This window comes from Rhodococcus triatomae, assembly GCF_014217785.1.
GTDB classification, from domain to species: domain Bacteria; phylum Actinomycetota; class Actinomycetes; order Mycobacteriales; family Mycobacteriaceae; genus Rhodococcus_F; species Rhodococcus_F triatomae.
Map to the genome: position 1 here is coordinate 2,040,868 of NZ_CP048814.1, position 13,517 is coordinate 2,054,384.

At 67.5% G+C, this 13,517-nt stretch carries 11 protein-coding genes; 3 read left to right on the plus strand and 8 right to left on the minus strand.

Annotation, left to right across the window (positions count from 1 at the left end; translation table 11 throughout):
- Positions 1-9: 9 nt before the first annotated feature.
- From G4H71_RS09595 to gltB, 7 genes are all read right to left on the minus strand, one after another.
- On the minus strand, positions 10-912 hold the full coding sequence (locus tag G4H71_RS09595) for a cutinase family protein (RefSeq protein ID WP_072737519.1): 903 nt from the start codon (positions 910-912) through the stop codon (positions 10-12).
- 263 nt (positions 913-1,175) lie between these two features.
- The gene (locus G4H71_RS09600) at positions 1,176-1,700 is read right to left on the minus strand and encodes a hypothetical protein (protein WP_139183226.1); all 525 of its coding nucleotides are present in this window, start codon (positions 1,698-1,700) and stop codon (positions 1,176-1,178) included.
- Positions 1,697-2,482 carry a phage tail family protein gene (locus G4H71_RS09605; RefSeq protein ID WP_139183225.1) on the minus strand — a complete coding sequence of 262 codons (786 nt, stop codon included), beginning with the start codon at positions 2,480-2,482 and terminating at the stop codon, positions 1,697-1,699. Before G4H71_RS09605 ends, G4H71_RS09600 begins: the two co-directional genes overlap by 4 nt.
- Before the next feature lie 21 nt (positions 2,483-2,503).
- Entirely contained in the window at positions 2,504-2,854 is a 351-nt protein-coding gene (locus G4H71_RS09610; RefSeq protein WP_072737522.1) for a hypothetical protein, read from the minus strand.
- A 3-nt stretch (positions 2,855-2,857) separates the two neighbouring features.
- Positions 2,858-3,502: a hypothetical protein gene (locus G4H71_RS09615; protein ID WP_139183224.1), complete on the minus strand. Its 645-nt coding sequence runs from the start codon at positions 3,500-3,502 to the stop codon at positions 2,858-2,860.
- 219 nt (positions 3,503-3,721) lie between these two features.
- Entirely contained in the window at positions 3,722-5,188 is a 1,467-nt protein-coding gene (locus G4H71_RS09620; RefSeq protein WP_072737523.1) for a glutamate synthase subunit beta, read from the minus strand.
- A complete protein-coding gene (gene gltB / locus G4H71_RS09625) occupies positions 5,181-9,779 on the minus strand; it encodes a glutamate synthase large subunit (protein WP_072737524.1) in 4,599 nt (1,532 codons plus the stop codon). Before gltB ends, G4H71_RS09620 begins: the two co-directional genes overlap by 8 nt.
- Before the next feature lie 543 nt (positions 9,780-10,322).
- On the opposite strand from gltB, the gene G4H71_RS09630 reads away from it, so the two are divergent.
- Complete coding sequence (locus tag G4H71_RS09630; RefSeq protein WP_072737525.1) at positions 10,323-11,342, plus strand: FAD-dependent oxidoreductase; 1,020 nt, start codon at positions 10,323-10,325, stop codon at positions 11,340-11,342.
- Between the two features lie 468 nt (positions 11,343-11,810).
- Here G4H71_RS09630 and G4H71_RS09635 read toward each other — a convergent pair whose 3' ends face one another.
- Positions 11,811-12,116 (minus strand): hypothetical protein, encoded by a 306-nt coding sequence (locus G4H71_RS09635; RefSeq protein WP_072737526.1) that lies wholly within the window; start codon positions 12,114-12,116, stop codon positions 11,811-11,813.
- 116 nt (positions 12,117-12,232) lie between these two features.
- Between G4H71_RS09635 and G4H71_RS09640 the strand changes: the two genes are divergently transcribed.
- Together G4H71_RS09640 and G4H71_RS09645 are read left to right on the plus strand one after the other, a co-directional pair.
- On the plus strand, positions 12,233-12,739 hold the full coding sequence (locus G4H71_RS09640) for a DUF8176 domain-containing protein (protein ID WP_072737527.1): 507 nt from the start codon (positions 12,233-12,235) through the stop codon (positions 12,737-12,739).
- Positions 12,740-13,507 carry a CpaE-like family protein gene (locus tag G4H71_RS09645; protein ID WP_072737528.1) on the plus strand — a complete coding sequence of 256 codons (768 nt, stop codon included), beginning with the start codon at positions 12,740-12,742 and terminating at the stop codon, positions 13,505-13,507.
- The last annotated feature ends 10 nt before the right edge of the window (positions 13,508-13,517 follow it).

Sequence of the window (13,517 nt, forward strand, 5' to 3'; positions counted from 1 at the left end):
ACCGATCCGTCACGCCTTGTCGCGCAACCACCCTCGCAACCACGTGAGTGCCGTGTTCCCGGACGAATCGACGACGTACGTCGAGTAGTCCTGGTGCACCTGAGACCCGTAGAACGAACGGAGCTGTTCGACTCGCTCGCGATTGGCGTTCTCGTCGAGCTGGATCATCAGTGCAGGAAGACCACCGGCCGCCGCGAGGTCTCCCCACAGGGCCAGCGCATCGCCGCGGAATGCGCCGACGGCGGCCGCGGGACTGCCCGACGTCTGTGCCATGAATCCGGCCAGCCGGGTGACGAAGTCGTCCTTTTCGGTGGAGCAGTAGAGGTCGCCGGCGGCACAGAAGGTCACAGTGTTGTGGCCGACCCACCCGAACCCGCCGATCCGCGGGCCGGACGCGCCGTTGCCGGGCACGTGCGGTCCGATCAGGGTGTCGCTCTCGGCCCGCCGCGGATCCGAGATCAACCCGACCCCGACGAGCTTCTCCGGCGGGACCACCCCGAGACCGGTGCCGATCTCCGCGGCCAGATCCCCTGCCGCGTCGGCGCCCTGGCTGTATCCGATGAGCGCCATGTCGGTACCGGGGCACGCCGCGGCCATGTCGCCGATCATGCCGCGCGCGTGGTCGACGGCCTGCTTCTTCGATCTGCCGTACACCTCGCCCTCCCAGGGGAAGGCGGTGGCTGCGTACGTGACGTAGTCGGCGCGCACGGATTTCGGCAGGCCACCGGTCACCGCCGAGAGCATGCCGGGAACGGGCCGCGCGTCCGGCTTCGTCGACGTCTCCCAGGTGCCCGGCACCGCGACGACGTGCAGGCTCGGACAACTCGGGTCCGCCTGGACGGCCGGAGCCGCGACGAGGGGGAGCACGGTGGCGGCGACCGCTGCGGACAGCAGCGCGGCGACTCTCTTCATGTGTGTGGATGCTTTCAGCGATACGTGTCCGGGATATTGCGTAACAGGCACACGGAAGTTACCAGGGAATGATCTCCCTCGCCGTGCGCTCGACGCGCTCCCCCACCCCGCTCCGTCGTCTGCCCCCACCACCCCGAGATACCCCAAACCCCCTCCGGCACAATGTCACACCGGTTTCGTCAGATCGAAACTATGTGACATCGTGCCGCGAGGGGGTGGGTGCAATGTGACGGGTGTTACCGCAGGGGACGACGGGGCAGGGGTCAGCCCGCTACCGCATGCACGGCATCCACCAACGCCTGCGCCGCGGCGCGGACCTGCGCATCGGTGGGCGGATCGGCCCTCGGTTGCGTTCTACTCGGTTCGGTGGACGAGAGAGTCATCTTGCCGTTCCAGTCGTCGATTCTGACGACGAACTGCGGCTGATACGACTCACGATCCTCGACGGCGACGACGTCGGCTCCCACCGATACCCTCTCGGAAGCTCCCGCGATCGTCAGCGGTTGCGATGACTTCGACACCAGCAGGGTGCCACCGAAGTCGTCGTCACCGGTGAAAGCGCACAGCACGGACGTCCCTACCCGACCGTCGTCCGAAGCGGTTCCCTCCTCGACCTTCGCGTCCGGATTGCCGACATTCCATCCGTCCTCGAGGAACTCACCGGACCGCTCACAGAACTCCGCGTCCGACAATGACGAACCCCCGGATCCCCCCGAACACGCAGCTACACCGACGGCTCCACCGAGGACGAGGACCAGCGCGACGAGCGACCGGGCATCAGTCCTCATCCGGCGGCCGCCCAATCCCGCTTGTGAGGGGTGTCATCCTGCAACGAAGCGTCCGAGTACGTGTGGGACAGTGACTTCGGCCATTGATCGTCAGGGAAACCGAAGGGCTTGTCCGAGATGTTCTTCAGGTCGTTTGCCACAGTCATCTGATCCTTGACCACCTTGAGCAGGTCCGCGATGAGTCTCACCATCAGCGAGACTGCCGCCCCCACTGCATCCACGATGTCCGAGACCGCGAAGGGCGCCCCGACGATCGTGGGGATTTTAGCGATTGCAGCCGCGACGGTCGAATAGTAGTCGACAATACCGGTGACGACATTGGAATAGAATTCGAAAGCCGAATCCGACAGCTTCTCGAAGCTGTCACTCACCTTCGAGCACATGGTTTCGAGGGTGTCGAGGGCCTGATCCTGATATCCCTGGACGGCGCTGTATCGATCTTTCGCGACACCCTCCCAATACCCGTTCAGGTTCACCTCGGGCCGAGATTGATGATTGCGGGCGGACCGTACAGTGGCCGCGATGGAATTCCATTCCGCCTTGCGTTCCACGAACGTGAACGGCGCGGCTATCCCCTCCGCAGCCTCTTTCAGCTTATCGAACAGTTCGGCCAATTTCGCTTGGGCGTCGTCGCGCGTTCCAGTCACTGCAGCCCAGGTCGTGGGGCTTACCCATTTGAGATTGTTTACCGCACTGTTCAGACGATCGGGAACGCCTTCCCAGTCCTTCTGCGCTTCTTCGAAGTCTGAAGTAGCTTTGTCCAACTGATCTTTGGATGCCACCGTTTTACCCCCAGAATTGATTTACGGACCCGGAACTTCGGTTTCCATCTTCTTCAGATCGGTGTTCTCAGGATCGACCTTCTCCAGGTTGTCCACGAAGACTCCCTCTTCGGTCGCGTAGTCGTCGGCTGCCTTCTTCAACGTTCCCTCAATCTCGCCGGCGACGACCACGCCTTCACCGAGGCGATCGTTGATGTACTGGGCAGTGCCGGTGTACTTGTCCCACGGGATCTGGAAGAGCCCGAATTGCAACCGCGAGTATTTCGCCGATTCCACTTTTCCCCTGGCGACGGACAGCTCCGTCCCCACTGCGTTCCACCCGTTGCCGGCACCGTAGAGGCGCTCGATCGAGACTTCCAAGGATTTCGACATGGCTCAGACTCCGTTCAGTCGGCGTAGATGTTCGACATTGAGATCTTCCAGCTCCTGGTCACTCGTCTCGGCATACCGGCCTTCCTCGACCAGTTCCGGTCGCTGTCGACGGATGGCATCGACCGCGTACAGGAACTCGGATCGCAGAGAAATCTCCTGCGTCCCTGACACCCATTCGCTGTCGACAGCGATCGCGGATATCCCCGTCCTGTCCGCGGTAACCGAAATGACTGGGGTGTCCGCTCGACCCAACACCGATGAGCAGCCGACCGTTGTGGCCGACCCCAACAATCGACTCGAAGTTTCCCGATATTCCCCCAGGCTGTCCGTCCGCAACAGATGGGGAATGACATGCCGCCTCGGTGGAACTGCCGACGGCGGTGCCATACCCGCATCGATGTACCGTTGACCGAGCTCACCCAAAGCCTGGTGGTAGGACCCCAGCAGTAGCCCACCCACCTTCGTCGGATCGACACTTTCGATCCAGTGTGGAAGTAGCGAGATGTCCTGGGGCAGCCGATCCGCTGCCAGGTCCATCATGATCCCGCCGGTCGACGGCACCGGCGGAGCCACCCGCACCGTGTCGTCGCGGGCGTAGTCACCGAATTCGTCATCAGGATCAGTCGGTCCGAAGTTGAACTCGGTCACTGAAGTCCTCCCCCTTGCTCGTGAGCGATTCAGGAAAGATATCACCGTCGCCGTTCGCTGGTCGTACGACCCGGCCACCGCTACCCTTCGCGCGCACCCGGCCTCGGGAACACCAAAACCCCCTTGCGGCACAATGTCACACCGGTTTCGTCAGATCGAAACTATGTGACATTGTGCCAGCAAGGGGGTGGTGAGTGGACGGGGTGCGACTTCCGCGAACTACCGCTGAGGCGCGCTGGTGGGCACCACCGGACGCGGCAGCGCGGACGCGCCCTCGAGATACTCGTCGATCGCGGACGCGGCGGCGCGGCCCTCGGCGATGGCCCACACGATGAGCGACTGGCCGCGGCCCATGTCGCCGGCCACGTACACGCCGTCGACGTTGGTCGCCCAGTCCTCGGTCCGGGCCACATTGCCCCGGTCGGTGAAGTCGACGCCCAGCTCGGAGAGCAGGCCCTCCTTCTGCGCGCCGGTGAAGCCCATAGCGAGGAGGACGAGGTCGGCCTCGAGCTCGAAGTCCGAGCCCTCCACCTTCTCGAACCGCCCGTTCACCATCTCGACCTCGTGCGCCTTCAGACCGGTGACCTTGCCGTCCGCACCGACAAACTCCTCGGTGTTGACCGAGAACACGCGCTCGCCGCCCTCCTCGTGGGCGGAGGACACGCGGTACATGAGCGGGTACGTCGGCCACGGGGTCTGCTCGGCACGAGTCTCCGGCGGACGGGGCATGATCTCGAACTGGTGCACGATCTCCGCACCCTGACGGTGCGAGGTGCCCAGGCAGTCCGCGCCGGTATCGCCGCCACCGATGATGACGACCTTCTTGCCCTTGGCATTGATCGGGGGCAGGCCGTCGGCGTCCACGATGTCGTCGCCGAGCTGAACCCGGTTCGCCAGCGGCAGGAACTCCATCGCCTGATGGATGCCGTCGAGCTCGCGGCCCGGGATCGGCAGATCGCGGGCCACCGTCGCTCCGCCGGACAGCAGCACGGCGTCGAACTGCTCGCGCAGTTCGGCGGCGGTGATGTCGACGCCGACGTCCACGCCGGTCCGGAAGGTGGTGCCCTCCGCTTCCATCTGCGCCAGACGACGGTCGATGTGGCGCTTCTCCATCTTGAACTCGGGAATGCCGTAGCGCAGCAGGCCGCCGATGCGGTCCGCACGTTCGAACACCGTCACCGAGTGCCCGGCCCGCGTGAGCTGCTGTGCCGCAGCGAGACCCGCCGGCCCGGAACCGACGACGGCGACCTTCTTGCCGGTCGGGTGGGTGGCATGCACCGGGGTGACCCAGCCCTCGTCGAAGGCGTGGTCGATGATCTCGACCTCGACCTGCTTGATGGTGACCGGATCCTGGTTGATCCCCAGAACACACGACGCCTCACAGGGTGCGGGGCACAGCCGACCGGTGAACTCCGGGAAGTTGTTCGTCGCGTGCAGCCGGTCGATGGCGTCGCGCCACCGATCCTTGTAGATCAGGTCGTTCCACTCGGGAATCAGGTTCCCGAGGGGACATCCCTGGTGGCAGAACGGGATACCACAGTCCATGCACCGGCTCGCCTGGGTACGGAGAGTGTCCTGAGGGAAGTCCTCGTAGACCTCTTTCCAGTCGAGCAGACGCAGCGGGACGGGCCGGCGAACCGGCAACTCCCGCGAACCGTGCTTGAGGAAGCCGCTTGGATCACCCACGAGCTGCCTCCATGATCGCCTCGTCGACGTTGGCGCCACGAATCTCGGCGTCCTTGATTGCCATCAGTACCTTCTTGTAATCGCGTGGCATCACCTTCGCGAAGTGCGCCACCTGCTGCGACCAGTCGGCGAGGATGCGCGCGGCAACCTCCGAGCCGGTCTCGTCGCGGTGCCGTTCGATGGCGCCCTTGAGCCACGTGTAGTCGTCGCCCTCGAGATCCTCGAGGTCGACCAGTTCGGTGTTGAGGTTGGCCTCGAAGTCGCGGTCGGGGTTGTAGACGAACGCGACGCCACCGGACATGCCGGCACCGAAGTTGCGTCCGGTCTTGCCGAGGATGACCACCTTGCCGCCGGTCATGTACTCGCACCCGTGGTCACCGACGCCCTCGACCACCGCGGTGGCACCCGAGTTGCGTACGGCGAAGCGCTCTCCCGCGACGCCGCGCAGCAGTACCTCACCGCTGGTGGCGCCGAACAGGATGACGTTGCCGGCGATGATGTTGTCCTCGGCGACGAATCCCTCGGCGGTCTGGAGCGGCGGACGCACCACGATGCGCCCACCGGACAGGCCCTTGCCGACGAAGTCGTTGGCATCACCGAGCAACCGCAGCGTCATGCCGCGAGGGACGAACGCGCCGAAGCTGTTTCCGGCGGAGCCGGTGAACGTGATGTCGATGGTGCCGTCCGGCAGTCCCTCGCCGCCGTACACCTTGGTCAACTCGTGGCCGAGCATGGTGCCCACCGTGCGGTTGACGTTGGTGATGTGCGTGTCGATGGTGACCTTCGTGCCCTGCTCCAGCGCCGGCTGCGCCTGAGCGATGAGCTGCTGGTCGAGCGCCTTCTCCAGGCCGTGATCCTGCGTCTTCGTGCAGTACGGATCCTGGTCGGTGAAGACGGACTCGGTCTCGGTGAGGATCGGCGACAGGTCCAGATTGCCTGCCTTGCTGCCCTTCCAGTGCTCGAGCGCCTTCGACGTGTCGAGCGCGTCGACGCGGCCCACTGCCTCGTCCAGGGTGCGGAAGCCGAGCTCGGCCATGAGCTCACGCACCTCCTCGGCGATGAACAGGAAGAAGTTCTCCACGAACTCGGGCTTGCCGCTGAATCGCTGGCGCAGCACCGGGTTCTGCGTCGCGACGCCCACCGGGCAGGTGTCCAGGTGGCAGACGCGCATCATGATGCAGCCGGAGACGACGAGCGGAGCGGTCGCGAAACCGAACTCCTCGCCACCGAGCAGCGCGGCGACCATGACGTCGCGGCCGGTCTTGAGCTGTCCGTCCACCTGCACGACGATGCGGTCACGAAGTCCGTTGAGCAGCAACGTCTGCTGGGTCTCGGCGAGTCCGAGCTCCCACGGTGCGCCCGCGTGCTTGACGGACGTCAGCGGGGTCGCACCGGTGCCGCCGTCGTGCCCGGAGATGAGCACGACGTCCGCGTGCGCCTTGGACACACCCGCGGCGACCGTGCCGACGCCGACCTCGGAGACCAGCTTCACGTGGACGCGGGCCTGCGGGTTGGCGTTCTTCAGGTCGTGGATCAGCTGGGCGAGATCCTCGATCGAATAGATGTCGTGGTGCGGCGGCGGCGAGATGAGGCCGACACCGGGCGTCGAGTGCCGCACCTCGGCGACCCACGGGTACACCTTGTGTGCGGGCAGCTGGCCGCCCTCGCCGGGCTTGGCACCCTGCGCCATCTTGATCTGGATGTCGGTGCAGTTGCTCAGGTAGTGCGAGGTGACGCCGAAGCGGCCCGACGCGACCTGCTTGATCGCGGACCGCCGCGAGTCGCCGTTCTCGTCCGGCGTGAAACGCGCCGGGTTCTCGCCGCCCTCACCGGAGTTCGAGCGTCCACCGAGCCGGTTCATCGCGATCGCCAGCGTCTCGTGTGCCTCCGCCGAGATGGAGCCGTAGCTCATCGCGCCGGTGGAGAACCGCTTGACGATCTCGCTGGCGGGCTCGACCTCTTCGAGCGGCACCGGCGGGCGCACACCCTTGCGGAAGTCGAACAGCCCACGCAGAGCCGCCAGCCGCTCGGACTGGTCGTCGACGAGCTTCGTGTACTCCTTGAACACCTTGTACTGCCCGGTGCGGGTGGAGTGCTGGAGCTTGAAGACGGTGTCCGGGTTGAACAGGTGGTACTCGCCCTCGCGGCGCCACTGGTACTCGCCGCCGACCTCGAGCTCGCGGTGCGCGCGCTCGCCGGGGTTGTCCAGGTAGGCCAGCCGGTGCCGGACCGCGACCTCGGCCGCGATCTCGTCCAGGCCGATGCCGCCGAGGTGCGAGACGAGGCCGGAGAAGTACTCGTCGACCAGTTCCTGCGACAGGCCGATCACCTGGAACAGCTGCGCGCCGGTGTACGAGGCGAGCGTGGAGATGCCCATCTTGGACATCACCTTGAGCACACCCTTGCCCGCGGCCTTGATGTAGTTGGCGATCGCCTGGTCCAGCGTCAGGCCCGGGAGCTGTCCGGTGTTGACCAGTTCGTCCACGGTCTCGAACGCCATGTACGGGTTGACCGCTGCCGCACCGAAACCGACGAGGAGCGCCATGTGGTGCACCTCGCGGGCGTCGCCGGCCTCGACGATGAGACCGACCTTGGTACGGGTCTTCTCGCGCACCAGGTGGTGGTGCACGGCGGAGGTCAGCAACAGCGACGGGATCGGCGCGTAGACCTCGTTGGACTCGCGGTCCGACAGCACGATCAGACGCGCGCCGCCCGCGATGGCCTCGGAGACCTGGTAGCGCACGTCCTCGAGCGCCTTGCGCAGACCCTCGCCGCCCTGGGCGACCGGGTAGAGACCGCGGATGATGACACTGCGGAAGTTCGGGAAGTCCCCGTCGTCGTTGACGTGGATGAGCTTCGACAGGTCGTCGTTGTGCAGGATCGGCTGCGGCAGGAAGATCTGCTCGCACGATTCGGCGGTGGGGTGCAGCAGGTCGTGCTCGGGGCCGATGGTGCCGCCCAGGCTGGTGACGACCTCTTCACGGATGGCGTCCAGCGGCGGGTTCGTCACCTGGGCGAACATCTGCGAGAAGTAGTCGTACAGCATCCGCGACCGGGCCGAGAGGACCGCGATCGGGGTGTCGGTGCCCATCGAGCCGAGAGCCTCGGCACCGCTGGCCGCCATCGGCTTGACGAGCAGGTTCACTTCCTCGTTCGTGAAGCCGAACATCTGCTGCCGCAACACCACTCGCTCGTGCGACATGTACGTGTACGGACGGTCCGGGAGATCGTCCATGTGGGTGAGCCCGGCGTCCAGCCACTCCTGGTACGGGTGCTCGGCGGCGAGCTCGTCCTTGATCTCGACGTCGTCGATGATGCGGCCCTGCTCGGTGTCCACCAGGAACATCCGGCCCGGCTGCAGACGCACCTTGCGCACGACGGTGGCCGGGTCGATCGGCAGCACGCCGACCTCCGAGGCCATGACGACGAGCCCGTCCTCGGTGATCCACAGCCGCGACGGACGCAGCCCGTTGCGGTCGAGCACGGCACCGATGACGCTGCCGTCGGTGAAGCACACCGAGGCGGGGCCGTCCCACGGCTCCATGAGCGAGGAGTGGTACTGGTAGAACGCCCGGTGCGCGGGCTTCATGGTCTCGTGCCGCTCCCACGCCTCCGGGATCATCATGAGCACGGCGTGCGGCAGGCTGCGGCCACCGAGGTGCAGCAGCTCGAGCACCTCGTCGAAACGCGCGGTGTCGCTGGCTCCCTTGGTGACGACGGGGAAGATCTTCTGCAGGTTCTCGCGCCCACCGAAGACGTCCGAGTCGATGAGCGCCTCGCGGGCCCGCATCCAGTTCTCGTTGCCGTTGACGGTGTTGATCTCGCCGTTGTGGGCGACGCGGCGGAACGGGTGCGCCAGCGGCCACGACGGGAACGTGTTGGTGGAGAAGCGCGAGTGCACCAGGCCCAGCGCGGACTCGACGCGCTCGTCCTGCAGGTCGAGGTAGAACCCCTTGAGCTGCGGCGTGGTGAGCATGCCCTTGTAGACGAAGGTGCGGCTCGACAGACTGGCGAAGTAGACGCTCTCGTGGCCGGGGCCGTCCTCGCCCGCGCCGGCGGTGCCCAGCTCGTGCTCGGCCCGCTTGCGGACCACGTAGGCGCGGCGCTCGAGTTCCAGACCGGTGAGGGAACCGTCCTCGGTGCCGACGAAGACCTGACGGAAGGTGGGCATCGCGTCGCGGGCGAGGGTGCCCAGCGACGAGTCGTCGACGGCGACCTCACGCCAGCCGAGCACCTTCAGGCCCTCGGCCTCGGCGATCTTGTCGAAACCCTCGGCTGCGGCGTCGGCGTCGGTAACGGCCTGGGGCAGGAAGGCGATACCCGTGGCGTAGGCACCTGCCGGGGGCAACGGGAAGTCGACGACCGCGCGGAAGAACTTGTCCGGGACCTGGATGAGGATGCCGGCACCGTCACCGGTGTTCGGCTCGGAACCCGCGGCACCGCGGTGCTCGAGGTTGACCAGGGCGGTGATCGCCTTCTCGACGATGTCCCGGCTGGGCCGGCCCTTCATGTCCACCACGAACGCGACACCACAGGAATCGTGCTCGTTCGAGGGGTGATACAGCCCCTGAGGGCCTGGAAGTTGCTTCATACCTAGCCTTCGTATGCCGAAGAACGCACCGACGACCAGCAGCGCTGATGGTCATCACCTTGCAATGACGGGTGCCGCACGACAGTGTGCTCGGCACCTCCGATCTACCCCCGCTCCGGCGGCACCGATGGTGTGCTCCTCGTGCCCGACGACGTGGGTTCTCGGCCCTGGCGGACGGTTGTGAGTCCGCCGTGTAAACAAAACGATAATTCAGCACCCCCAGATCGGCACAACTTAGGGTAGACTTATCGCCCTTTGATCAGGCATTACTCGAATTGCCGCCGTCGATGCGACGAATCGGACATGTAAACGGATGCGGACGACAGCGTCCTCACCCCGGTGCGCGGGGCCGGGTCCTCGCCTCCTGAGACGGTCCGGCTCCGGGAAGACGAGACATCCCGGATCCTCCATTCTAGGAGAACGTCCGGAGTGCCGTCGGCTGAGCAGGGATTTCGGTCGGGTACCGAAATACGGAGTCGGAACCACGCGGCAAGTCGCACGGAAGCGACATATCGCCCGGGCCGGCTCTCTACGGTGGGCGGTATGAAGGGATCGGCGGCCGTCGCCGGCGGCGGTATCGCGGGCCTGTGCGCCGCGGCGTACCTGAGAGCCCGCGGCTGGGACGTGACCGTCTTCGAGCGGGCCGACCGGCTCCCGGCCACCGGTACCGCCCTGGGAATGTGGCCGTCGGCCGTCCGGGCACTGGACGAGATCGGTGTCGGGGGTCGGGTGCGGAGTCTCGGTGTCGAGCAGCACCACGCCGAGATCCGGCGGCCGGACGGACGCGTCGTCGCCGGCGGCGACACCCGAGGAGCGGCCTACCTCCTCTCCCGGCCCGCGCTGCTCGCGGCACTGGCGGAGGTCGTGCCCGGAGACGCGACGGTGTTCGGGACGCCCGCACCCGCGATCGCGGATCTCTCCGCCGCCGACGTGATCATCGGCGCGGACGGTCTGCGCAGCCCCACCCGCAGACAGCTGTTCGGTGCCGGACACGAACCCCGGTACGTCGGGAGAACCGCCTGGCGCGGGTGGGTCCCGGGCCACCGCGACGGCGTCGTCGAGACGTGGGACACCGACGCCCTGTTCGGTCTCACTCCTCGCGACGGCGGGCTGATCAACTGGTTCGCGAGCGTCCGCACCGCACCGGGCAACGACGAGGGCCTGGCCGGGGTGCGTTCCCGGTTCGGCTCGTGGCACCCCGAGATCCGGGAGGTGCTCGCCGCCGCCACCGCGGAGACGACACTGCAGCACGATCTGTACGAGTCGCCTCCGCTCCCCTCCTACGTCCGGGACAACGTCGCCCTCGTCGGCGACGCCGCGCACGCGATGGCGCCCAATCTCGGACACGGCGCCTGCGAGGCGATCGTCGACGGAGTCACCCTGGGCCGACTCCTGGTCGCCGGTCCCGACGTACGGACCGCGCTGCGCCGGTACGACCGCCGCCGCCGGATGCCCACCCGACTCCTGGTACGCGCGTCACGGCTGGCCGCCGACGTGGCGATGGCGGGCCGCGGTCGACGGTCCCGCGATCGGGTGTTGCGCACCCTCACGGCACTGACCTGACGCCCTCGGAGGGCACGACGACATTTGTCCGGGTCCGCTACCCTGTCCTGGGCGAACTCGCCCGGGCGACCGGAGGAGAGCCCACCGATGCGACCGGAGGCGAGCCCGCCCGGTGGACAGCGGATCACCCAGGTGGGTCAGGAGACCGTCGCCGGGTGAGGTATTGAGGGGAGGCAATGCCGGGGATGAAAGAATCACCGACCATGAACGACAGCGGCGGACCACGGGACCGGTTCGGTCACTGGTACCCACCCTTCGAGGCTGCGCCGACGCGCCGAACGGCCACGGACGACGACAGTGGCAGCACGACGGCACCGGCGGCACCCTCTGCGCGCGATCCGTTCACCACGCCCACTCCGCCGCCCGCTTCCCGGCCCCCCGCTTCCCGGCCCCCCGCTTCCCGGCCCGCACCGGCGACACCCCCGCCTGCCGGGCGACGTCCCGCGCCACCGACGCCGCCCCCCGGCCCTACACCGCCCCCTGCCCCCACACCGCCGCCCGGGCCCTCCCGCGGGGCGACTCCGCCCCCACCGACGGCTCCTCCCGGGCCCGCCCGTCAGCAGGAACCGAATCCTGCGCCCCCGGCGACGGCACGGCCGGATGCCGAGCCCGCACCGCCGAGCCCACCAGCCGAGCCCGCGCCTCCGGCACCCACGCCGCCGACTCCCGCACCGCCCCCCGTACCGAAGGCGGCACCGAAGCCCGCGCCCTCGCCGGCGCCCGCGTCACCACCTGCGCCGCCGACACCGGCAGCGACGCCTCGGCCCGAACCACGCCCGGCTCACGACCCGTTCGGCGACAGTGCGGCGCCCCCGAACTGGCTGGCCGAGAGCGGAACCGACCCGGCGCCTCCCCCGGCGCCCGCGCCGCCGAGCCATCGCGGACGCAACGTGGCGATCATCGGCGGCGGGCTCGCCCTGTCCGCACTGCTCATCGGCGGTATCGCCGTCGCCCTGGTGAACTCGGGCGGTTCGGATCCGGTGGCGGGCAGCCCGACCAGCGAGGTGGCCCCGGCGCCGGCCGTCGCGGAGGAGTGGTGCGAGACGTCGGAGGAGGGCGCGACCCGCAGCGGTCAGGGACCGGGCGGGCACACCTCCGGGGCGGATGCCATCTTCGGCTTCGACTACGCCTACTACGTCGAACGGGACGGGGTGAAGGCCGCCTCATTCGGTGCACCGGAGTCGGGGCTCGACGCCGCCGCCATCCAGGACGGCATCGACAATCACATCCCGGAGGGCACTCAGCACTGCCTGGAGGTCACCGAGACCGCTCCGGGCGAGTTCGCGGTGAAACTGTCCACGCGTGAGGGCGACAGGCCCGTGCGGACGGCGCGCCAGATCATCACCACCACCGAGATCGACGGCCGCCACTACATCACAACCATCGGAGACGCGTAGATGACAAGCAGGCAGATCTGGGTCAAGCCGGCGGTCCCCGTGTTGGTGGTCGGCGTGTGCGGCGGGTCCGGCTGCACCACCACCGCCCTCGGGCTCGCCAACACCGCTGCGGTGAAGGGCATTTCGGTTGCCGCGGTGGAGGCGACCCCGGCCGGCGGCGACCTCGCCGAGCGTGGCGCCGATTCGGTGTTGTCGGAGAACGGTATCGAGCAGTTGCTCAGATCGGCACGCGGCGGGATCATCTCGGACGAGGCCTTCGCCCAGGCGTCCTCCCACACCGGGACCAGCGCGCGGATCCTGCACCGCTCCGGGAACAAGCTGGCCACCGAGGCGGACTACGTGGCGGTCGACGACTACCTGCGCTCACGGCGCGCGTCCGCGGTCTACGACGTCGGCCACCGGCTGCAGCCTCCGTATCTCGCTCCCCTGCTGAAGCATTCGCAGGCACCGATCGTCCTCACCGTGCCCTGCCGCGTCGATGCGTTCAACCGGATGAGGTCGTCGCTGGACACGATCGGCGGCCTGCTCGGCGACGCCGGGCTCAAGCGCACCGTCGTCACCATCTCCAACCAGGACGCGAACGGCTGGCCGGTGGACATCGCCCTGCTGCGCAAGTACCTCGGCGACAAGATCTGGAGCATCGAGCAGATCCCGTACGACCAGCACCTCGGTTCCGGAGTGGTGATCTCCTACGATCAGCTGGCCCCGGAGACCGTGACCGCCTACGAGAAGCTGGCCGCCGCGGCAGTCGCTGCCTCCGAAGGCTGATCCCGAAGGC

What these genes read in the sequence shown, in the direction of transcription:
- G4H71_RS09595 (WP_072737519.1), bottom strand. Translation starts at nt 912, where the DNA reads ATGAAGAGAGTCGCCGCGCTGCTGTCCGCAGCGGTCGCCGCCACCGTG.
- G4H71_RS09600 (WP_139183226.1), bottom strand. Translation starts at nt 1,700, where the DNA reads ATGAGGACTGATGCCCGGTCGCTCGTCGCGCTGGTCCTCGTCCTCGGT.
- G4H71_RS09610 (WP_072737522.1), bottom strand. Translation starts at nt 2,854, where the DNA reads ATGTCGAAATCCTTGGAAGTCTCGATCGAGCGCCTCTACGGTGCCGGC.
- gltB (WP_072737524.1), bottom strand. Translation starts at nt 9,779, where the DNA reads ATGAAGCAACTTCCAGGCCCTCAGGGGCTGTATCACCCCTCGAACGAG.
- G4H71_RS09630 (WP_072737525.1), top strand. Translation starts at nt 10,323, where the DNA reads ATGAAGGGATCGGCGGCCGTCGCCGGCGGCGGTATCGCGGGCCTGTGC.
- G4H71_RS09645 (WP_072737528.1), top strand. Translation starts at nt 12,740, where the DNA reads ATGACAAGCAGGCAGATCTGGGTCAAGCCGGCGGTCCCCGTGTTGGTG.